Genomic DNA, 20,495 nt, shown 5'->3' on the forward strand with positions numbered 1-20,495 from the left:
AAGCGTTGGTGCGCTACGGGTATGCGAATCCCCACACTGTCATCGGCGGGTGAGTCGGCGTACCGGGACGTGCCAGAGTGACTGCGCGCACACCGAGTTCGCCGGGGTGTCCCCGGTCTCGGGTCTGGCCGCGAGCCGAGAATGATCAGTCGGCGAGTTCGCCTGACACCCAGCGCTTCTCGATGGTCTGCCGAGCATCGTCGGTGAGAGAACCGAAGAGTCGCAGTCGGGCCATGCCACCGTCGGGGAATACATCCATCCGTGCCTCGTCGATGGGCTCGGGGCATTCGACGACGAAGCGGTGCCGGGTGTCGGGCTGCAGGTGAGTGCGAGGCAGGATCTCCATCCACTCGCCGTCGCCGCGGCGTCCGCGAATCGACGCCGCACCTGGTGCGTTGCCGAGGAAGTAGCTGGTGTCGAGTTCGACCAGGCTGACGTGTCCCTCCCCGGCGAGCCGCACCTGCACCCAGTCATTGCCGTCATCGCGGCGTCGTGAGGTCTCCCAGCCCTCGCCCATCACGCGGGCCCGTCCGGGCATCAGCAGATTGTTGGGGGAGCTGTAGAACATGTTCGAGCAGGCGGTGATCATGCCGCCGTTCTCCAGTGCCGCGAGGTCGAGGCGGCCGCTGCCGAGGAATGCGGGGTCGGGTACGCCGCGTCCGTGTACGCGGAACCTCGCGATCCCGCCGTCGGGGTGCATGGTCAGGCGTACATGGGTGAAGCGTTCCTTGGAGTCGACCCGGAACGGGTTCTTGGTGTCGCCGTCGACCGCTGAGCGCTCGACGAGAGTCGTCCATTGCGCGGTGGTCACCAGTTCGTCGATAGACGGGAATCCCTCCACCGCGGCGCCTTCGACGGAGATGTAGGGCGGATAGTTGCCCTTGAACCATGCGGTGTCGACCACCACGCCGTAGATGATGCCGGGAACGCCGAGGCGGACGATCGCCTGATCGACACCCTGGGCGCGCCGGCGACGGGTCTCCCAGCCGTCGTACACCTGGCCCTTGTGGCCGAAGGTGTGCGGCTGGTACTCGGCATCGCCGGGTTTGATCAGATTCTGGGCCTCGGCGAACAGATCGTCGTTGCTCCAGACCACGGCCCCGCCGAGCTCGCGCAATGCCAGATCGGGCATCGAGGTGAAGTGCGGACGCGAGGAGGGGGGCATGGGGGTCACGGTCAAAAAGGGTACTTCGGATACCTGGTTGCACTCCAACCGAGTCCGGGCGCATACTCGCACGACGCAAGTAATTGCATGATGCAATCAACTAGTTGGTCGCGAAAGCCACTCGCAACCAGCGTCCGACGAGAGGGGTGGTGACACGGTGACGATCGATTCAGCGATGACCGAACCGACGACCAGCGCCTCAGTAACCACCGAACCGGCGACCACCGGCCAGGTTGGTACCGATCAGGCCGCGCGTCGTGAGTCCATCGAACTTCTCGTCACCGGTCTGCGTCGCTACGGCATGTTCCGCGAAAGCATGCTGACCTCACGCGATCACGGAAAGAGTCCCTTCCCTTCGGGCCGCGGCGGTGATCTCGCGGTGGAGAAGTCGGCCTACCGCTGTCTGTTCGCGCTCGACAAACGCCCCGCACGGTCGGGCGAGCTGGCCGAGTATCTGCACGCAGACCCCTCGACGGTGAGCCGACACGTTGCGCAGCTCGTGGACGCCGGCCACGTGCAGCGCGAGCCGGACCCGCGCGACGGCCGGGCCTCGGTGCTCGCGCTCACCGACAACGGACGAGAGTTCGTGGCATCGCTGCGCGCCGAGCGTGCGGCCTTCCTGGACCGCATCCTCGACGACTGGGAGACCGGTGACCTCGAGTCCGTCGCGGCGCTGTTCACCCGACTCATGGACCGCTTCGAGGAGCACATCTCGGGCGCGCCCGGCGGGTCGCCTGCCGCCTCGACCCCGGGACGCACCGGTACCGGTGCCTGAGCCTGAAACAGCTCACCCGCTTGCCCTGATCGCGTGTCGCAGCCGCTCGGCGCGACGACCTCACCCACACACCGCCCGCACAGCCCGCGAGAGACACAGTCCGACATCTCCCGCAAGGACGGTCCGATCAAGAAAGTCATCACATGTCGACCAATTCCGCCCCGGCGGATGCGGGCCACTTCACCGGCCCGAACCTGAGCCATCGGCAGATCCTGACCATCATGGCGGGGCTGCTCGCGGGCATGTTCCTCGCGGCACTCGACCAGACCATCGTGTCCACGGCGATCCGCACGATCGCTGACGACCTCAACGGGTACTCGCTGCAGGCATGGGTCACCACCGCCTACCTGATCACCGCGACGATCTCGACGCCGCTCTACGGCAAGTTGTCGGATATGTACGGCCGCAAGAAGCTGTTCATGTTCGCCATCACGGTCTTCGTCATCGGGTCGTTCCTGTGCTCGACCTCGACATCGATGTACGAACTCGCCGCCTTCCGCGCGCTGCAGGGTGTCGGTGCCGGCGGTCTGATGTCGCTGGCGCTGACCATCATCGGCGACATCGTGCCGCCGCGTGAACGCGCCAAGTACCAGGGTTACTTCCTCGCGGTCTTCGGCACCTCGAGCGTGCTCGGTCCGGTGCTCGGCGGTCTGTTCTCCGGCCAGAACTCGATCCTGTGGATCTCCGGTTGGCGGTGGGTGTTCCTGGTCAACGTGCCGATCGGCATCCTCGCGCTCGGTCTGGTGTTCAAGGTGCTCAACTATGAGCAGAAGAAGACCTCAGCCGATCGCGGTCGCGTGGACTGGTGGGGCGCTGCCGCGCTGACCATTGGTCTGGTGCCGCTGCTGATCGTCGCCGAGCAGGGCCGCACCTGGGGATGGGGATCGCCGGCCGCGATCATTTGCTACATCGTCGGCGCGGTCGGCATCGCCGCCTTCGTGTGGATCGAACACAAGATGGGCGAACGCGCGATCATCCCGTTGCGGGTGTTCAACAACCGCGTCTTCGCCCAGGGTGTCGGCATCTCGCTGGTGGTCGGCGCGGTCATGTTCGGCGGTATCTCGATGCTGCCGCAGTACTTCCAGGTGCTGCGCGGATCGAGTCCGACGATCGCAGGCCTGCAGATGCTCCCGATGGTGCTCGGCCTGATGTCGGCCTCGATCGTGTCGGGTCAGTTCATCTCGCGCACCGGGCGCTACAAGATCTTCCCGATCATCGGCGCGGTCCTCATGACCATCGCGACCTTCATGCTGCACTACGTGGGGACGGGCACCCCGATCTACGTCGTGATGATCTTCGCGTTCCTGCTGGGATTCGGTCTGGGCAATCTCATGCAGCCGATGACGCTGGCCATGCAGAACGCGTTGCCGATGAAGGACATGGGCGTGTCCACCGGTGTGGCGACGTTCTTCCGCCAGATCGGCGGAACCCTGGGTGTGGCGGTGTTCTTCTCGCTGCTGTTCAGCCTGATGGGTCCCAACATCACCGACAACATGAGGGCCGCCTCCACCACGCCCGAGTTCAAGTCGGCGGTCGTGAAGGCCACGCAGTCCCACGACGGCCAGGTGTCGGCCTTCGGTGACGCACTGGCATCCGGTCACGGTTCGACCGGCGGGGTCCTCGACGACACGTCGGTGATCGCACGCCTGCCGCATGCGCTCGCCGAGCCGATCGAGAAGGGATTCGCCGATGCGATGGACACCGTGTTCTTGTCTGTGTCGATCCTGGCGTTGATCGCGGTGGTGCTGGTGCTGTTCTGGAAGGAGATACCGCTGCGGGCCGCCGGTCGGGCACCGGTGGAGATCTCGCGGGAGACCGAGGCCTTCGAAGCGCAGAAACTCGCCGAGCGCACCGCGGGATCCGAGGAGGGTGATCGCTGAGGCGACCCGCAACGAAAAAACGGGCCGGTCAGATCATCAGTGTGATCTGACCGGCCCGATTGTTGCCGGTGCTCGTCAAGAACGGCTCGTCACGAACAGTTCTTCAGGACCGGTTCGTCAGGAATGCGGGTCAGCTATGCGTCTCGGCAACACGTGCCGCCGCCTGCGCGGCGGTCTTCTCGGCTTCGCTCTTGCCGACCCACTTGCCCGGATCCACATGCTTGCCCGGCTCGAGGTCCTTGTAGTGCTCGAAGAAGTGCGAGATCGCCGAGAGCTCGTACTCATCGACGTCCCCGACGTCCTGGATGTGGTCCCATCGCACGTCGTCGGCGGGCACCGCGAGGAGCTTGTCGTCGCCGCCGGCCTCATCGCTCATGGTGAACATGCCCACCACACGAGCCTTGACCACGACGCCGGGGTAGACCGACTCGGGCATCAGCACCAGGCAGTCGAGCGGATCGCCGTCCTCGCCGAGCGTGTCGTCGACGTAGCCGTAATCGGCCGGATAGCCGAACGAGGTGTAGAGGTAGCGGTCGAGGTGCACGCGGCCGGTTTTGTGATCGACTTCGTACTTGTTGCGCGAGCCCTTGGGGATCTCGATGATGACGTCGAATTCCACGGTCGTCGTGTCTCCTGTGTCGGCAAACGGGTGAACGGTCACCACAACGATACTGTTGCAGGACGCGGGCGGAAGCCGCAGGGCACGAACAGTCGCAAGGCGTGGGAGTCCGGTGCGATCGAGGCACGGGCGCGGGTGATGTGGAGGCAATGTGGGAGAGAGTCGGACCGGCAGGTCCTCGCGCAAGGGCCTGCTGTGGACGTTGATCCCACTGGTGGTAATCGTGATTGTCGCCGTCATCGTGGTGGTGGTCGCCACGCATGTGGACGACGACTCGACCGCGACCCCGGCAGGTATCCCGCCGCGACCGGCACTGATCCAACCGGTGGCCACCATCGCGCCGGTCAACGCGTCTGACCCCGAACCCACGCCGGAGGGTGTCGCCGCCACGCTGACGCCGCTGGTCGGCGTGCCGGCGGTGGGCAACCTGACCGGCGAGGTGATCGATGCGATCTCGGGTACGTCGCTGTGGTCGCGCAACCCCACCACCCCGATGACCCCTGCTTCGGCCACCAAGATCCTCACCGCGGCGGCAGCGCTGTTGTCGCTGCCGCTCGATGGGCGTATCACCACCAACGCGGTGATGGGCCCGGGCGGACAGGTGATCCTCGTCGGGGCCGGTGACCCCACACTGACCGAGCAGCCGGTCGGCCAACCGACACTGTTCACCACACCTCCGCGGATCTCCGACCTCGCCGCGCAGATCCGGCGCTCAGGAGTTGCCGTCACCTCGGTGGGGGTCGACACCAGCGCCTTCAGTGGCCCGTCGATGGCCTCCACCTGGGAGACGTCTGACATCGCTGCGGGCAACATCGCCCCGATCCAGTCGCTGATGGCCGACTCCGGTCGCAAGGACCCCCTCGGGCTGTACTCGCCACGCACCGCGACGCCGGCGGTCGACGCGGGATCGGCACTCGCACGTGCGCTGGGACTGTCCGGCGACGCGGTCCGCGAGGTCACTGCGCCGGCCGGCGCGAAGGTGCTCGCCTCGGTCACCTCGGCTCCGCTGTCGACACGTCTGGCCGACATGGTGACCCAGTCCGACGACGTGCTCGCCGAGACCATCGGTATCGAGGTGTCCAGGGCGACGGGCGGGCAGGCCAGCCTCGTCGGCGCGGTGTCGGCGGTGCGAAAAGTTCTTGCCGACAACGGCTTCGACCTGACCGGGGTGACCCTGGACGACGTCAACGGACTGTCGGTCGGGAACCGGATCCCGGCGTCGCTGCTGGCTTCCATCATCGAGTCGGCGGCCGGCGGCAACGCTGTGGCGGCCACCAAGCCCGCGGCACAGGCCAAGCTGCGACCACTGCTCGACACCTTCCCCGTGGGCGGTGCAAACGGCACACTGTCCGACCGGTTCGTCGGGGAGCAGTCGGGTGCGGGATGGGTGCGCGCGAAAACGGGTACGTTGACCGGTGTGAGCACACTGTCCGGCATCGTCCAGACCACCGACAACCGTGTGCTGGTCTTTGCGCTCATGTCCTCGGGCACCAATCCCGCCGATGCCCGTCCCGCACTCGACGACATCGCCTCGGCGCTGCATGGATGCGGTTGCCGGTGACGCCGGACCAGCCATCGCCGGACCAGTCGGCACCAGACCAGTCGGCACCAGACCAGTCGGCATCAAACCAGTCACTGCCGGATCAGCCGGTTGCCGCCCCATCCGAGCGCGAGCGTGACTCGCGGCCGGGGGCGCGGGTGGATTGGGGCACCGCGGCATCGGTCGGGCGTCGACTGGCCAAGGGTGGACCCAAGGTCACCACGTACACCTGGGAGCAGGCCAGGGCAGAGCTCGTCGCCGCCGCGGCCACCGCGGAGAAGCCGGTCCGCGAGGTGACCGGGCTCGCCGATGGGCTCGCCGTGCCCGTGGCGCAGGCGCTCGACCGCAAGGAATGGGTCACCGCGGCGACCAGTTCGATGTCGGCGATGCTCGGCGAGGACGGCGACTCGCCGACGGGCCTGTCGGCGATCACCGCACGGGTGGGCGGTGTGCAGGCGGGCGGATTGCTCGCGGTGCTCTCGAGCGCGATCCTCGGTCAGTACGACCCGTTCAGCATCGACCCGGTCAGTGGCGAGTTGGGTGTGCTGTTGCTGGTGACCCCCAACATCATTGCCACCGAACGGGCGTTGCACGTGGTGCCGCAGGATTTCCGGCTGTGGGTCTGTCTGCACGAGGTGACTCATCGTGTGCAGTTCTCGGCCAATCCCTGGCTGCGCGACTACATGCTCGACAACATCGCCGTGCTCACCCGCGACACCGGCGAGAGTAGTGCCGAGATCATCGCCCGTCTCACCGCCGCGGTGCGCAGCGACCGGCCGCGGGAGAAGGGTGTTCTCGGGATGATGCAGCTGCTGCAGACACCCGAACAGTACGACGCCTTCACCCGCATGATGATGCTCGGCACGCTCCTGGAGGGACACGCCGACCATGTGATGGATGCCGTGGGGCCCGACTACGTGCCCAGCGTCGAACGCATCCGCGAGGCCTTCGACCAGCGCAGACAACGCCCGCAGAATCCGGTCCAACGACTTCTGCGCGCCCTGATGGGGATGGACGCCAAACTCGCGCAGTACATCCGGGGCAAAGCATTCGTCGACGAGGTGGTCGAGAAGGTGGGGATGAGTCGGTTCAACACCGTCTGGTCGAACCCGCACACACTGCCGCGTCCCGACGAGATCGATGAGCCTCAGCGTTGGATCGACCGCGTGTTGTGACGCCCGCGGGGTGTTCTGGAGGTCGTGCGATCACTGAGATCACCACGGCGGTAACGGAGTTCGTGGCCGCACACGAACTCGGCAGGCGGGTGTGTGTCGGATTGTCCGGTGGTGCCGACTCGTTGTCGCTGACCGCGGCATCGGTCCGTGCGGGTCTGGACGTCTGTGCTCTCGTGGTCGATCACGGGTTACAGGACGGCTCGGCACAGGTCGCCTCGCGGGCCGCCAGAGCGGCCGAGCGACTCGGCGCCCGTGCGCAGGTGATCACCGTCGAGGTCTCCGGGAGTGGCGGAATGGAGGCGGCTGCGCGCGATGCCCGCTATCGCGCACTCGCCGAGCACCGGGGGGAGCGACCGGTGTTGTTGGCGCACACGCTCGATGATCAGGCCGAGACCGTATTACTCGGTCTCGCACGCGGTTCGGGCCCGCGCTCGATCGCGGGGATGAGGCCGTGGAGCCGACCGTGGGGACGGCCGCTGCTGGGCGTGCGCCGTGCGCGTACCCGCGCGGCCTGCGACGAGATGGGCCTTGTGCCACACGAAGATCCGCATAATGTCGATCCGAGGTTCACTCGCGTGCGATTGCGTACCGAGGTGCTTCCCCTGCTCGAGGAGGTGTGCCAGGGAGGTGTTGCGCAGGCTTTGGCGCGGACCGCGCGTCTCCTGCGTGAGGACATCGACTGCCTGGATGACGTTGCAGCCCATCAGCAGGTCGATGGGGAAGAGGTCGCTGTCGCCGACCTCGCCGCACACCCGCCGGCGATCCGCCGCCGCGTGCTACGGCTGTGGCTGGGCAGATGGAACACGGCGCCGACGGCATCGGTGATCGATGCCGTCGACGCCCTGATCGTCGACTGGCACGGGCAGGGCCCGGTGGCCATCGGTGGTGACCCGCAGTGGCGGATCAGCATTGTCCGTCGCGACGGTGTGCTGTCAGCCCTGCGCAGCGCGCGCGATCAGTGAACTCCGACTTGGCTGTCAGACGGTCAGACGGTCAGCCGGTTGAGTTCGCCGGTTGAGTTCTCAGCGCAACTTGGCCTTGAGCGCAGCCATCTGAGACTGCGCGTCGGCGGTGGAGGCCTTGGACAGCGTGACCGAGAGCTTGTTGTTCGGCCCCGACACGATCGCGGTCAGCAGCGGGGTCAGTGCACCGCAGTTGTGGAAGGCCGGGATGTCGTAGCTGCCGTCGAGTTGGCCGAGTTTTCCGGTGGCCTGATCCACGTACTCGGTGCCGAGTGCCCCGCCGGAGAGGGTGGCTTCGGTCTTGGTGGTCTCGCAGTTCTTGCCCACGAGGTTCACCGACGACGACCCGGGTGCGGCATCGAGGCCGAGGGGAGCCACCGAGTCGATCTTCACCTTGAATGACTGCTTGGCATTGATCTTGATGGACGCACCGACGGTGCCGGTTCCGGTGACCGGACCGGCGTCGACGACGGAGATCTTCATGGACGCGAGATTGATGGGGCCGAGCTGCAGCTTGGCAGACGCCTGCTTGAGGGCGAGGGTGCCGCTGATCGGGTAGATCGTGTTCCCGTGCTCGTCGGTACCAGCCGGGTTGCCGAGATCGAGTTCGGTGTTCAGCGGTGAGTTTCCGAAATCGACGTTGAGGCCCAGCTTCGCGACCGTGGTGGTGGTGTGCGCCGTGAAGGGGAACGCAATTGTGGCTGCGGACGCCGAACCGGTGCCGGCCACAACCATGCCCGCAGCAGCGCCGACTGCGACGATGCCAGCGGCGGTGGAACGAATAGTCTTGCGGCCGAGAGAATTGCGCAAAGAGATCATGTTGAGTTCTGCTCCAAGTTGTCATGCATTGTCCCGCGTCGTCGCGGCACGAGAAGCAGTATGTCCACGTGCTCGCAGGCAAACCTCAGCTTTTGCTCAGGTTCGGTGAATGCGACAACCCGGGTTGCTCGAATTGCTGCTCGGGCGGCAGGGATCGACGAGTGTTTTGTTAGCCACCACAATCAACTCCGCCGACCGGGCTGGGAGCAGGTGGGAGGCGATGCCGGTCGCTGTCCCTATCGAGGACGGCGACCGGCATCTACCGACTACATTCGGCGCGTGGCGTCGATCAGGCGGGGTTCGCGAGGGTGGCGGCGAAAGTGATGTGCCGGCCGGTCAGTGCCGCATCGACGGCAGGGGTCAGCAGCCCACAGCCGGAGAACAGGCCGATCGTCGAGTCGGCGGTCACGGTGCCGATGGAGGTCGGGGTGGCGTTCTTGGCACCGTAGTAGGTGCCCGACCAGTTTGCGGCGATCGGCAGGCTCTGGCAGGTCTTGCCGACGAGATTGGTCGCCGACGAGCCGGAGATGGTGGTCGGCGTGGCCGAGACGACCTTGATGCGATACGGCGCCGATGCCTTGATGGCGATCCCGTCGGGGCTGTCGGTGGCGGTGCCCTTGAGGCTGCCGGACTCCACGATCGCCAGCTTTACGTCGACGCCGATCGGACCGAGATGCACTGTGGCCATGCCGAGGTCACTGGGCAGTCCGATGGTGCCGGTGAGGGGGTAGACGTCCTCGGCGGTGGCCTTGCCGTACTTGAACACCGCGGTGGCGCCCGTGGCCTCGCCGGCGAAGCCGATCTTCGAGCTGGCCTTGACCGTGGCGGTGGTCGCGGTCTGTTCGGTGTCGGCGGCCGAGGCGGCACCGGTGCCCGCGATCGCGGCCGCGAGGGCGCCCGAAGCGATCAGCGTTGCGGTTGCCGAGCGGATGACCTTGGTGCGCAACGGCTTAGGGGTGATCGAGGTTGATGCAATCGACATTGACAGATCTTTCTTCGATGTACTGCGCCGATAGCGGAATGATCCGCCCGACGTCAGTTGGTGAGGAGAATCCGAGAGGTGTTCTCGAATCCGGACCGGGACGGTACGAAACAGCCCCGACAGATCTCGGTGCCCCCGACGAACACCGTGGGTGACAGACGCCTGATCAGGCGGTGGTGTGCGGTCTCAGATCCACCGACAGGGTGTTGCCGTCACCGGAGACAAGGGTGGTGAGCACGTCGGTGAGCGCACCGCAGTTGTGGAAGGCCGGAATCGTGTACGTGCCGGTCAGAGTTCCTGACATCGTCTTGAAGGTTCCGGCGAGATCGCCGGAGAGGTCTGCGGTGGTGGCCTCGGTCATGCACTTGGTGCCCACCAGGTTCAGTGTCGACGAGCCGGGTGCCTTGTCCAGGCCGAGTGGGACCAGCGAGGTGATCTGCACCTTGAACTTCTGGCTGACCTTGGTGTTCACCTTGCCGCCGGCGAGCAGGACTGAACCCGTGGTCTCCGGGTCGACGACCTTCATGGTGATCGCCGCCAGCTTCACCGGGCCGACCTTCAGATCGGTGGTGGCCTGCGGGAGTTCCAGGGTCGAGGTGAGTGGCAGGCGCCCGTCGGGACCGGCCTTGAACGCCACCTCGCCGGTCATCGTGGTGGTGGGGAAGGAGGTGGTCAGTCCGAGCTTGGCGACTGTGGTGTGTGCGGTGGCGTCGAGGGTGAGCGGGATGCTCAGGGCCGAGGCCGATCCGGTGCCCACAACGGCGACTGCAGCGGCCGCGGACGCTGCGACGGCACCCGCTGTGAGGGTGCGAATCGCTCTGCGTGAGCGAGGATTACGGAAAACTGACATTGATCGTGTTGCTCCACAAGTCGGGGTGTGCACACCACAGGACGCACGCCATGTGCCAACCGTGGCGTGCGTCGGTGGTGCGGCGCCGCATGTCGCGGCGCGACGAGGAGTATGCGCATCGGTACCGGCACAGCCGAGCCATTTTCGAAAATTTTTGTTAGAGGAGACAAGCAACCATGCACGCGCTGTCTTGGTGAACTCTTTACCGATCGCGTCGTATTGTGATCCGTCACATGATCGGTGGTGACGGGCTGTGACCTGACGACGGGGACGGAGATCCCAGGCGGGCGCGGATTCGCTGCCCGGCCGGTTCTCGTGACAAGCTGATCTGCGACGATCGAGTCGGCACTGTTCCCTCGAAGCCAGGGATCGTTCGAGCAGGAAGGCTGAGTGGATGTCAGCTGGGTGGATGGCGAGCGAAGGCGTGTCACGCGTATATGTGACGCCCTGCGGATCCGTATCGAAGGGGTGGCGCGCGCGATGACCTCAGACCAGTCCGCCAGGACGCTGTCCGCCGAGAGTGCCGACGTCCCCGACGGCGCGTATTCCGGTGACATCGAGGCCGTGCTCATCACCGAGGAGCAGATCCAGCAGCGCATCGCCGAGCTGGCCGAATCGGTGGCTGCACGCTACGCCGATGCCGAAGACGATCTGGTCCTCGTCGGCGTGCTCAAGGGCGCGATCATGTTCATGACCGACTTCGCCCGCGCGCTGCCGATCCCGTCGCAGATGGAATTCATGGCGGTGAGCTCGTACGGCTCGTCGACGTCCACCTCCGGTGTGGTTCGGATCCTCAAAGACCTCGACCGTGACATCGCCGGTCGCGATGTGCTGATCGTCGAGGACATCATCGACTCCGGCCTCACGCTCAGTTGGTTGATGAAGAATCTCGCGACGCGTCACCCGCGTTCGCTGCAGGTGTGCACGCTGCTGCGTAAACCGGAGGCGGTGCGCAACATCGTCGAGGTCGCCGACGTCGGCTTCGACATCCCCAACGACTTCGTGGTGGGTTACGGCCTCGACTACGCGGAGCGCTATCGCGATCTGCCCTATATCGGCCGGTTGCGGCCGGCGGTCTACGAGCGCTGAGCGACCATGGCCTGGCGCACCGGTGCACCCCGGTCCGGCGACTCCTCGGCGCTGCCGAGCGACGGTGAATCCTCCACTGCGACAGACACTTCGCCGCGCACCGCGGCTCAGATCGCGGCGGCGGTCCGAGCCGGTCGGCTGACCCCAGAGCAGGCGGTCACGCGTGCACTGAGTCGCATCCAGGCACGCGACGGAAATCTGGGTGCCTTCGTCTCGGTGCGCGAGGCTGACGCACTCGAGCGCGCGCGTGCGCTGTCGACGCATCCGCATCTGCGCGACCTCCCGCTCGCCGGGGTGCCGGTGGCCATCAAGGACAACGTCGGCGTCGCAGGCGAGGTGCTGACGATCGGCTCGGCGGCGACCAGTCCCGTGGCGCAGGGCTCCGATCACCCGGCGGTGGCTTGCCTCGTCGCGGCCGGTGCCGTGGTGGTCGGCACCACCGCGGTCCCGGAGCTGTGCGTCTGGGGTGCGACCGACCGTCCCGGATCGGTGACCCGCAATCCGTGGAACACCGCGCGTACCGCCGGCGGGTCCTCGGGTGGCTCGGCCTCGGCTGTCGCCTCCGGCCAGGTGCCGATCGCCCTGGGTAACGATGGTCTGGGATCCATCCGCATCCCGTCGGCCGACTGCGGGCTGGTCGGCATCAAGCCCGGTCCCGGGGTGGTGCCGGGACTGCTCGAAGCGGCGGATTCGCCGACCACCGATCCGCACGGCTGGTACGGGATGTCGGAGAACGGCCCGATCGCCACGACCGTGGCCGATGCGGCGCTGATGCTCTCGGTGTTGGCCGGCGACGCGTCCTACGCCACGGTGCACGATCCGGCGGCGCTGACGATCCTGTCGGCACACAACTTCCCGACCGCACTCGGTCGGCCCGACCCCTATTTCGACGCCAGTCAGACCGAATGCGAGTCGTTGTTCGGCAATGCCGGTCATCGGATCGCGCGGATGCCGCTGGCCTATCCGACCAACCCGCTGCCACTGCTGTACCGCTGGGTCGGCGGGGTGGCCGGCGATGTCGACTCGCTGACCGCCGACGGCGGCGCACCGGATCTGCTGCAGCGCCGGACCAAGGTCCATGCGCGACTGGGGAAGCTGGTCATCGATCGAAATCTGGTGCGCGACAGTCAGATCGACGATATCCGCAGTCGGATCGAGCGGTGTATGGACCTCGCGTGGGCGCAGGTCATCATGACCCCGACGCTGGCCCGACCGCCGATCCGGGCCCGTCAGTGGTCGCGGCGGGGGTGGTTGGCCAATGTGATCGCCAACGTCTCCTATGCGCCCTATCCGGGACTGTTCAACCTGCTGCGCTGGCCGGCGATCTCGATCCCCACCGGCGTGCATCCGGTTTCGGGGACGCCGGTGGCCGTCCAGCTCGCGGCGCGTCCGGGTTCGGAATCGCTGTTGCTCGGTCTGGCCGCTCAGATCGAGCGGCAGCGTCCGTGGCAGCGGGTCGCGCCCGGGTACTGACGCTGCATTGCTATATATCCACGGTGGACATATAGTTGGGTGTGAGCGACAACCGGACCGGAGCGCAGACCCGCGGACGCGGACGACGTGCCTGGTCGCAGGTGCGCGACGACGTCATCGGCGCTGCGGCCCTGCTGCTCGCCGACGGTGGGCCGGCCGCCGTCGACTTCAGCTCGGTGAGCGCCGCCAGTGGCGTCAGCCGGGTCACACTGCGTAAACACTGGGACTCACCGGCTGCACTCGCACTCGACGCCTACGTCGCCTCGGTCGGTGTGGACATGCCGATTCGTGACACCGGCGACCTGCGGGCCGATCTCGCCGCGGTGATGTCGGCATTCGTCGAGACCATGCGCGACCCGCGCCATCGCCGTGCCGCCGCGCAGCTGATCGGCGCCGCACAGCTCGACCCGGCAATGGCCGCGTCGTTTTCCGACCACTATTTCGGGCCGCGCCGACACCGACTGGTCGCACTGCTTCGCCTCGGGCGGATGCGCGGTCAGCTGCGTGACGACGTCGAGCCCGAGATCGTGATCGATCTGCTGTGGGGAGCGATGTACCAGCGCATCCTGCTCCCGCATCTGGTCGGGACGCTCGACGAGGCGGCGGCGCGGGCGCTGCTCGACATCACACTGCACGGCGCCGCCCCGACGCGGCCGGCCGTGCCCACGTCAACGGAAGAAGGACAACCATCATGACCACCCCAGTCGCCATCAGCACCGTCGCCACCAGCACCAACGGGGGCAGGCTCGCCGGCAAGGTCGCACTCATCTCGGGCGGCTCACGGGGGATGGGCGCCTCTCATGCGCGCGCACTGGTCGCTCAGGGTGCGCGGGTGGTGATCGGCGACCTCCTCGACGACGACGGCGCCGCACTCGTCGCGGAACTCGGCGAGTCCAATGCCGTGTTCGTCCACCTCGACGTCACCAGCGAGGAATCGTGGGCCCATGCCGTCGACGTCACCACCAGCACATTCGGACGGCTGGACGTGCTGATCAACAACGCCGGCATCTTCACCCGCGGTTCCGTCGAGGACGCCGACCCGGCACAGTTCGCCACGACCATCGACGTCGATCTCAACGGCGTCTTCCTGGGGATGCACGTCGCCATCGGCGCATTGCGTGCGGCCGGCGGCGGGTCGATCATCAACATCTCGTCGATCGCCGGCCTCACCGGGTTCAAGAACCGTGCCGCCTACGCCGCCGCGAAGTGGGGTGTGCAGGGCTTGACGAAGACCGCAGCGCTGGAACTCGGCGGCGACAACATCCGCGTGAACTCGATCCACCCGGGCTCGGTACGCACCCCGCTCACCGCCGGACTCGAGCGCGGATTCGACCAGATCCCACTCGGCCGCGACGCCGCACCGGAAGAGATCTCCGCGCTGGTGGTCTACCTCGCATCCGACGAGTCGGCCTTCGTCTCGGGGGCCACTATCGCGATCGACGGGGGCGAAACGGCCGGTAACAACATGCGTGCGGACGCCTGACCGGGGCGCATGTGAACCGGCATTCGTCCCGGGCGTCGCGCACACCTGGGGAAATGCGCCGATTTCGCCCACGGGGGAACGCTCGACCGTCGCCGATCGTTAGCGGGTAGCCTGTTAGATCAGGTGTAACCGACTCGTTGAAGGGATGCGCCGGCCCAGCCGGGAACAGACCGAATGAACCGTAAGACAGTCTTTCGCAATCTCGCGATCATCGCCGTCATCATCGTGGCGATCTGGGGCTGGTCCGTGCTCCACGACAACAACAGGGACTACAAGAGTGTCGACACCTCTGTGGCCATCAGTCAGCTGACGGACAAGAACGTCTCGGAAGTCCAGATCGACGATCGTGAGCAGCGTCTGCGTCTGACGCTCAAGAACGATGTCGACGGCTCCGACAAGATCAGCACCAAATACCCCGACGGGGCCAGTGCGCAGATCTTCACCGACGTTCAGCGCTCGGGAGCCAAGTACCAGACCAACGTCACCCAGCAGTCGGTGTTCTGGCAGCTCATGGTCTACCTGCTGCCGATGATCATCCTCTTCGGCCTGTTCTTCTTCGTCATGAACCGCATGCAGGGCGGCGGCAAGGGCGGCGTGATGGGCTTCGGCAAATCCAAGGCCAAGCAGTTGTCCAAGGACATGCCCAAGACCACCTTCGCCGATGTGGCCGGTGCGGATGAGGCAGTCGAGGAGCTGCGGGAGATCAAGGACTTCCTGCAGAACCCGCAGCGCTATCAGGCCCTGGGCGCCAAGATCCCTCGTGGCGTGCTGCTCTACGGTCCGCCCGGCACCGGTAAGACACTGCTCGCCCGTGCCGTGGCCGGTGAGGCGGGGGTGCCGTTCTTCACCATCTCCGGTTCGGATTTCGTGGAGATGTTCGTCGGTGTCGGTGCCTCCCGTGTGCGCGACCTGTTCGAGCAGGCCAAGAGCAATGCCCCGTGCATCATCTTCGTCGACGAGATCGACGCCGTCGGTCGTCAGCGTGGTGCCGGCCTCGGCGGCGGTCACGACGAGCGCGAGCAGACCCTCAACCAGCTGCTGGTGGAGATGGACGGCTTCGGTGACCGGTCGGGCATCATCGTCATCGCCGCGACCAACCGTCCCGACATCCTCGACCCGGCGTTGCTGCGCCCCGGCCGTTTCGACCGGCAGATCCCGGTCGGCGCGCCCGACATGAAGGGCCGACTGCAGATCCTGCAGGTCCACATCAAGGGCAAGCCGGTGGCACCTGATGTCGACCTGTCCGGGCTGGCCAAGCGCACCCCGGGGATGTCCGGTGCCGACCTGGCCAACGTGGTCAACGAGTCCGCACTGCTCACCGCGCGTGAGAACAAATCGGTGATCACCAACGAGACGTTGGAGGAATCGGTCGATCGTGTGATCGGCGGTCCGCGACGCAAGAGCCACGTCATCTCCGATCAGGAGAAGAAGATCGTGGCCTACCACGAGGGCGGACACACCCTCGCCGGCTGGGCGATGCCCGATCTCGACCCGATCTACAAGGTCACCATCCTCGCCCGCGGTCGCACCGGCGGTCACGCCCTGGCCGTGCCGGAGCAGGACAAAGACCTCATGACGCGGTCGGAGATGATCGCCCGCCTGGTGATGGCGATGGGCGGTCGTGCGTCGGAGGAGCTCGTCTTCCACGAGCCCACCACCGGTGCGTCCTCCGACATCGACCAGGCCACCAAGATCGCCCGCGCGATGGTCACCGAATACGGCATGAGCGCCAAACTCGGTGCGGTGCGCTACGGCCAGGAACAGGGCGATCCGTTCCTCGGACGCAGCATGGGAGCCCAGAGCGACTACAGCGCCGAGGTGGCCAGCGAGATCGACGACGAGGTGCGTCGCCTGATCGAGGCCGCCCACACCGAGGCGTGGTCGATCCTCACGCAGTACCGCGACACCCTCGACGAGCTGGCCACCCAGCTGCTCGAGAAGGAGACGCTGACGCGTAAGGATCTCGAGGCGATCTTCGCCAATGTTGAGAAGCGGCCGCGAATCACCACTTTCAACGACTTCGGTGAGCGCACGCCCAGCGACAAGCCGCCGGTGAAGACGCCGCGTGAGCTGGCGCTCGAACGGGGCGAGCCGTGGCCGCCGGAGGGTTCGCAGGATCGCTCCCGCGAAACCGTCGGTGCGGCACCGGTGAACGGTTCCGGTGGCGTCGGTCCGGTCAACGGGCATCAGCCCGGCCCCAACGGCCAGGGATATCCCGGCTACCCGCAGGGTTATCCGGCACCGGGATACGAGGGGCCCGGATACGGCAACCCGGGGCATCAGTCCCAGCCGCAGCCCATCCCGCACGACCAGAACCCGGGATACCCCCCGCAGCAGAACACCCCGCCGGCCGGCGGTCGCCACGATGGCGGGACGTACCCCGACTACGGTGCGCCGCGCGACTGGTCGGCATCGGGCTGGCCTCCCCGTGACGGTCACAACGACGGAGATCAGGGTGGCACCAACGGCAACGGCCACCAGTACTGAGGCGCCACCCCGCGTCGCAGGCGCCCGCATCGATCAGCGGGCGCGTGCGCGTATCGGCCGGATCTGTTCGGACCGGGATGAATTCTGTCGAGGCTGACGCCGGAGCCGGCCGATGACCGCCGACGACGAATGCCCGGCAACGCCTCGCGAATCGACGATGGAGGATGCTCAGATGACCGTCGCACACCAGGGTGAGGCGACATCGACGTTCGACGCACCACGCGCGGAAGCCGCAGTCCGGGAGTTGCTGATCGCGATTGGGGAGGACCCCGACCGGGACGGACTCAAGGACACCCCGGCGCGCGTCGCGCGCGCCTACGAGGAGATGTTCGCGGGCCTGCACGAGAACCCCGACGACGTGTTGGCGACCACCTTCGACGTGGGACACGACGAACTCGTCCTCGTCCGCGACATCCCGCTCTACTCGACCTGTGAGCACCATCTGGTGTCGTTCCACGGTGTGGCACATGTCGGCTACATCCCCGGAAAGAGCGGACGGGTCACCGGCCTGTCCAAACTCGCCCGGCTCGTCGACCTCTACGCCAAGCGGCCCCAGGTCCAGGAGCGGCTCACCACACAGATCGCCGATGCGATCGTGCGGCGGCTCGACCCGCGCGGGGTGATCGTGGTGATCGAATGCGAGCATCTGTGCATGGCGATGCGCGGTATCCGTAAGCCGGGCGCGGTGACCACCACCTCGGCGGTGCGCGGACAGTTCAAGTCGAGTGCGGTCTCGCGCGGCGAGGCGCTCGACCTCATCAGCCGGGGACGCTGACGTAGCCGATGACCCTCGTGATGGGCATCGTCAACGTGACCACCGATTCGTTTTCCGACGGTGGCCGCTACGTCGATGCGGACAAGGCGATCGCTCACGCACATCAGCTGATCGCCGAGGGCGCCGAGATCATCGACGTGGGCGGTGAGTCGACACGGCCGGGCGCGGTGCGCGTAGACCCCGAGATCGAGACCGCGCGGATCGCGCCGGTGATCACCGCACTGGCACAGGACGGCATCTCGGTGTCGGTCGACACCATGCGCGCCCGTGTCGCCGAGGCCTCGCTCGCCGCGGGCGCCCGGATCGTCAACGACGTCTCGGGCGGTCGCGCTGACGCGGACATGGGCAAAGTCGTCGCCGCCCACGACGTTCCGTGGATCCTGATGCACTGGCGACCGGTCGGGGACGCGACCGCGCGCGTCGCACGTTTCGGTCATGACGTGTCGGCGGTCGGCGGCTACCGGGACGTGGTCGCCGAGGTGAGTGGGGAATTGCTGGCGCAGGTGGACGCCGCGGTCACCGCAGGTGTTGATCCTGCGCGGTTGATCCTCGACCCGGGACTCGGCTTCGCCAAAGCCGCCGAACACAACTGGGCGCTGCTGCACGAGCTGCCCACGCTGGTGGGGCTGGGCTTCCCGGTGCTCGTGGGCGCCTCGCGCAAACGTTTCCTCGGGTCGCTGCTGGAGACCGACGGCCGACCGCGTCCGCCTTCCGGGCGTGACGTGGCGACTGCGGCGATCTCGGCGCTGGCCGCCACACACGGCGCATGGGGTGTGCGGGTGCATGACGCGGGCAGCAGCCGTGATGCGATCGCGGTGGCGCGAGCCTGGCAGGCCGGCGGCGCCCGCGCCGGACGTGCCGACATCACCGAGGTCTCGACCGCCCAGAGCGGCAGACCGGATGCGGGTGCGACATCAGATGACGACAGTGAGGTGGGGAGTCGAGATGACTGACCGGATCGAGCTGCGCGGGCTGAAGGTGCGCGGCCATCACGGGGTGTTCGATCACGAGCGTCGTGACGGTCAGGACTTCTTCGTCGATGTGATCTGCTGGCTGGATCTGGCCGACGCCGCAGCCACCGACGACCTGACCCGCACGATCGACTATGGCGCACTCGCTCAGCGCGTCCACGACATCGTCGCAGGTGAACCGCATAATCTGATCGAGAGGGTCGCCGGACTCGTGGCCGACGACGTGATGGCCGACGAGCGGGTGTTCGCGTGTGAGGTCACCATCCACAAGCCCTCGGCGCCGATCCCGTTGACCTTCGCCGACGTGGCCGTCGTCGCCCGCCGATCACGCAAGTCGATGCGGGCGCGGGTGCAACCGCTGTGAGCCGCGCCGTACTGTCGATAGGTTCCAACATCGGTGACCGCCTCGGTCATCTGCAGTCGGTGTACCGGTATTTCGCCGACACGGGCGATGCGGGGACGTCGGTGGTGGGTATTTCGGCGGTCTATGTGACCTCACCCTGGGGTGGTGTCGACCAGCAGGATTTCCTCAACACCGTGCTGATCGTGGACGACCCGGGACGCGACGCGTGGGCGTGGCTGCGCGCGGGTCAGGAGCTCGAACGCGCCGCCGACCGTCACCGTGAGGTGCGCTGGGGCCCGCGCACCCTCGATGTCGACGTGGTGAGCGTGGACGTCGACGGGCACGCCGTTGTGCAGGACGACCCCGAACTGACGCTGCCCCATCCGCATGCCGCCGAGCGCGCCTTCGTGTTGATCCCCTGGGCCGATGCCGACTCCGATGCCACGCTGCCCACCCGATCCGCCCCGGTGCGGGTCGTCGATCTGATCGCGGAGCTGCCCGACACCGAGCGGACCGGCGTCCGCCGATCCGATGCCGTGTGGGGTCCGATGGTGGCGGTGCCGGGGGAGACGCGGTGACCTACGACCAGTTGCCGCCGGGCGGACCGAACAGGGACCGGGCGCCGGGCGACAAAGAACCCGGTACCGGACCCACGCGGGTGCGTGATCTGCTGGTGATCGCGGTGGTCGCCGGTGTGCTGGCATGGATCCTGGTGCGGTTCAACTACGGGAGCATGCCACCGCTGCCGCTGTTCGCGGGGGTAGTGCTCTACATCCTCGCGGCACTGGAGGTGGTGATCGGCTTCTTCGTGCGCAAGCGCGTCTCATCACGCGAGATCTCCGCGGTCAGCGGGCACGTCCACCCGCTGACGGTGGCCAGGCTGGTCGCATTGGCAAAGGCCTCGTCGATCCTCGGAGCCATCGGGACCGGGGTCTTCGCCGGGATGTCGGTGTACCTGTTCCGTGCTGATCTCGCCGCGGCCGACGACGACAAGACGCCGGCACTGATCGGTCTGGTCGGGGGTGTGCTGCTGGTGGCCGCGGCTCTGTGGCTGGAGTACTGCTGCCGCGCACCCGATGATCCGTCCTCGGACCCACCTGCGTGAAC

At 66.8% G+C, this 20,495-nt stretch carries 20 protein-coding genes; 15 read left to right on the top strand and 5 right to left on the bottom strand.

Annotation, left to right across the window (positions count from 1 at the left end; all coding sequences use genetic code 11):
• Nucleotides 1-145: 145 nt before the first annotated feature.
• Complete coding sequence (alc, locus tag IEW22_RS14280; RefSeq protein WP_229742707.1) at nucleotides 146-1,132, bottom strand: allantoicase; 987 nt, start codon at nucleotides 1,130-1,132, stop codon at nucleotides 146-148.
• A gap of 190 nt (nucleotides 1,133-1,322) precedes the next feature.
• On the opposite strand from alc, the gene IEW22_RS14285 reads away from it, so the two are divergent.
• Together IEW22_RS14285 and IEW22_RS14290 are read left to right on the top strand one after the other, a co-directional pair.
• Nucleotides 1,323-1,940, top strand: coding sequence for a MarR family winged helix-turn-helix transcriptional regulator (locus IEW22_RS14285; RefSeq protein ID WP_229742693.1), 618 nt, complete (start codon nucleotides 1,323-1,325; stop codon nucleotides 1,938-1,940).
• Nucleotides 1,941-2,083: 143 nt separating this feature from the next.
• Nucleotides 2,084-3,820 (top strand): MDR family MFS transporter, encoded by a 1,737-nt coding sequence (locus IEW22_RS14290; protein WP_188587286.1) that lies wholly within the window; start codon nucleotides 2,084-2,086, stop codon nucleotides 3,818-3,820.
• 130 nt (nucleotides 3,821-3,950) lie between these two features.
• Here IEW22_RS14290 and IEW22_RS14295 read toward each other — a convergent pair whose 3' ends face one another.
• Entirely contained in the window at nucleotides 3,951-4,439 is a 489-nt protein-coding gene (locus IEW22_RS14295) for an inorganic diphosphatase (RefSeq protein ID WP_188587287.1), read from the bottom strand.
• Nucleotides 4,440-4,590: 151 nt separating this feature from the next.
• Between IEW22_RS14295 and dacB the strand changes: the two genes are divergently transcribed.
• The 3 genes from dacB to tilS all read left to right on the top strand — a co-directional run bounded on the left by dacB (nucleotide 4,591) and on the right by tilS (nucleotide 8,116).
• Nucleotides 4,591-6,000, top strand: coding sequence for a D-alanyl-D-alanine carboxypeptidase/D-alanyl-D-alanine endopeptidase (dacB, locus tag IEW22_RS14300; protein ID WP_229742695.1), 1,410 nt, complete (start codon nucleotides 4,591-4,593; stop codon nucleotides 5,998-6,000).
• A complete protein-coding gene (locus IEW22_RS14305; RefSeq protein ID WP_188587288.1) occupies nucleotides 5,985-7,154 on the top strand; it encodes a zinc-dependent metalloprotease in 1,170 nt (389 codons plus the stop codon). The genes dacB and IEW22_RS14305 overlap by 16 nt, the downstream gene beginning before the upstream one ends.
• A gap of 62 nt (nucleotides 7,155-7,216) precedes the next feature.
• Complete coding sequence (tilS, locus tag IEW22_RS14310; RefSeq protein ID WP_229742697.1) at nucleotides 7,217-8,116, top strand: tRNA lysidine(34) synthetase TilS; 900 nt, start codon at nucleotides 7,217-7,219, stop codon at nucleotides 8,114-8,116.
• 60 nt (nucleotides 8,117-8,176) lie between these two features.
• On the opposite strand, the gene IEW22_RS14315 is transcribed toward tilS, so the two are convergent.
• The 3 genes from IEW22_RS14315 to IEW22_RS14325 form a co-directional block, all read right to left on the bottom strand.
• Nucleotides 8,177-8,935, bottom strand: coding sequence for a hypothetical protein (locus IEW22_RS14315; protein WP_188587289.1), 759 nt, complete (start codon nucleotides 8,933-8,935; stop codon nucleotides 8,177-8,179).
• Between the two features lie 289 nt (nucleotides 8,936-9,224).
• Complete coding sequence (locus tag IEW22_RS14320; RefSeq protein ID WP_188587290.1) at nucleotides 9,225-9,917, bottom strand: hypothetical protein; 693 nt, start codon at nucleotides 9,915-9,917, stop codon at nucleotides 9,225-9,227.
• Between the two features lie 166 nt (nucleotides 9,918-10,083).
• Nucleotides 10,084-10,674: a hypothetical protein gene (locus IEW22_RS14325; RefSeq protein WP_188587291.1), complete on the bottom strand. Its 591-nt coding sequence runs from the start codon at nucleotides 10,672-10,674 to the stop codon at nucleotides 10,084-10,086.
• 573 nt (nucleotides 10,675-11,247) lie between these two features.
• Between IEW22_RS14325 and hpt the strand changes: the two genes are divergently transcribed.
• From hpt to IEW22_RS14375, 10 genes are all read left to right on the top strand, one after another.
• A complete protein-coding gene (gene hpt / locus IEW22_RS14330) occupies nucleotides 11,248-11,856 on the top strand; it encodes a hypoxanthine phosphoribosyltransferase (RefSeq protein ID WP_188587292.1) in 609 nt (202 codons plus the stop codon).
• A 6-nt stretch (nucleotides 11,857-11,862) separates the two neighbouring features.
• A complete protein-coding gene (locus tag IEW22_RS14335) occupies nucleotides 11,863-13,329 on the top strand; it encodes an amidase (protein WP_188587293.1) in 1,467 nt (488 codons plus the stop codon).
• Between the two features lie 41 nt (nucleotides 13,330-13,370).
• Entirely contained in the window at nucleotides 13,371-14,024 is a 654-nt protein-coding gene (locus IEW22_RS14340) for a TetR-like C-terminal domain-containing protein (protein WP_188587294.1), read from the top strand.
• Nucleotides 14,021-14,812 (top strand): glucose 1-dehydrogenase, encoded by a 792-nt coding sequence (locus tag IEW22_RS14345; RefSeq protein WP_188587295.1) that lies wholly within the window; start codon nucleotides 14,021-14,023, stop codon nucleotides 14,810-14,812. The genes IEW22_RS14340 and IEW22_RS14345 overlap by 4 nt, the downstream gene beginning before the upstream one ends.
• 174 nt (nucleotides 14,813-14,986) lie before the next feature.
• Nucleotides 14,987-17,299, top strand: coding sequence for an ATP-dependent zinc metalloprotease FtsH (gene ftsH, locus IEW22_RS14350; RefSeq protein ID WP_188587296.1), 2,313 nt, complete (start codon nucleotides 14,987-14,989; stop codon nucleotides 17,297-17,299).
• A 172-nt stretch (nucleotides 17,300-17,471) separates the two neighbouring features.
• Nucleotides 17,472-18,074: a GTP cyclohydrolase I FolE gene (folE, locus tag IEW22_RS14355; RefSeq protein WP_188587297.1), complete on the top strand. Its 603-nt coding sequence runs from the start codon at nucleotides 17,472-17,474 to the stop codon at nucleotides 18,072-18,074.
• Between the two features lie 8 nt (nucleotides 18,075-18,082).
• A complete protein-coding gene (gene folP / locus IEW22_RS14360) occupies nucleotides 18,083-19,027 on the top strand; it encodes a dihydropteroate synthase (protein WP_455350616.1) in 945 nt (314 codons plus the stop codon).
• A complete protein-coding gene (gene folB, locus IEW22_RS14365; protein WP_188587298.1) occupies nucleotides 19,020-19,409 on the top strand; it encodes a dihydroneopterin aldolase in 390 nt (129 codons plus the stop codon). The genes folP and folB overlap by 8 nt, the downstream gene beginning before the upstream one ends.
• On the top strand, nucleotides 19,406-19,966 hold the full coding sequence (gene folK / locus IEW22_RS14370; protein ID WP_188587299.1) for a 2-amino-4-hydroxy-6-hydroxymethyldihydropteridine diphosphokinase: 561 nt from the start codon (nucleotides 19,406-19,408) through the stop codon (nucleotides 19,964-19,966). The genes folB and folK overlap by 4 nt, the downstream gene beginning before the upstream one ends.
• Complete coding sequence (locus IEW22_RS14375; RefSeq protein ID WP_229742699.1) at nucleotides 19,963-20,493, top strand: DUF3180 domain-containing protein; 531 nt, start codon at nucleotides 19,963-19,965, stop codon at nucleotides 20,491-20,493. Before folK ends, IEW22_RS14375 begins: the two co-directional genes overlap by 4 nt.
• Nucleotides 20,494-20,495: the final 2 nt, after the last annotated feature.

Origin of the sequence: Gordonia jinhuaensis (genome assembly GCF_014639795.1) — a bacterium.
Classification (GTDB): domain Bacteria; phylum Actinomycetota; class Actinomycetes; order Mycobacteriales; family Mycobacteriaceae; genus Gordonia_B; species Gordonia_B jinhuaensis.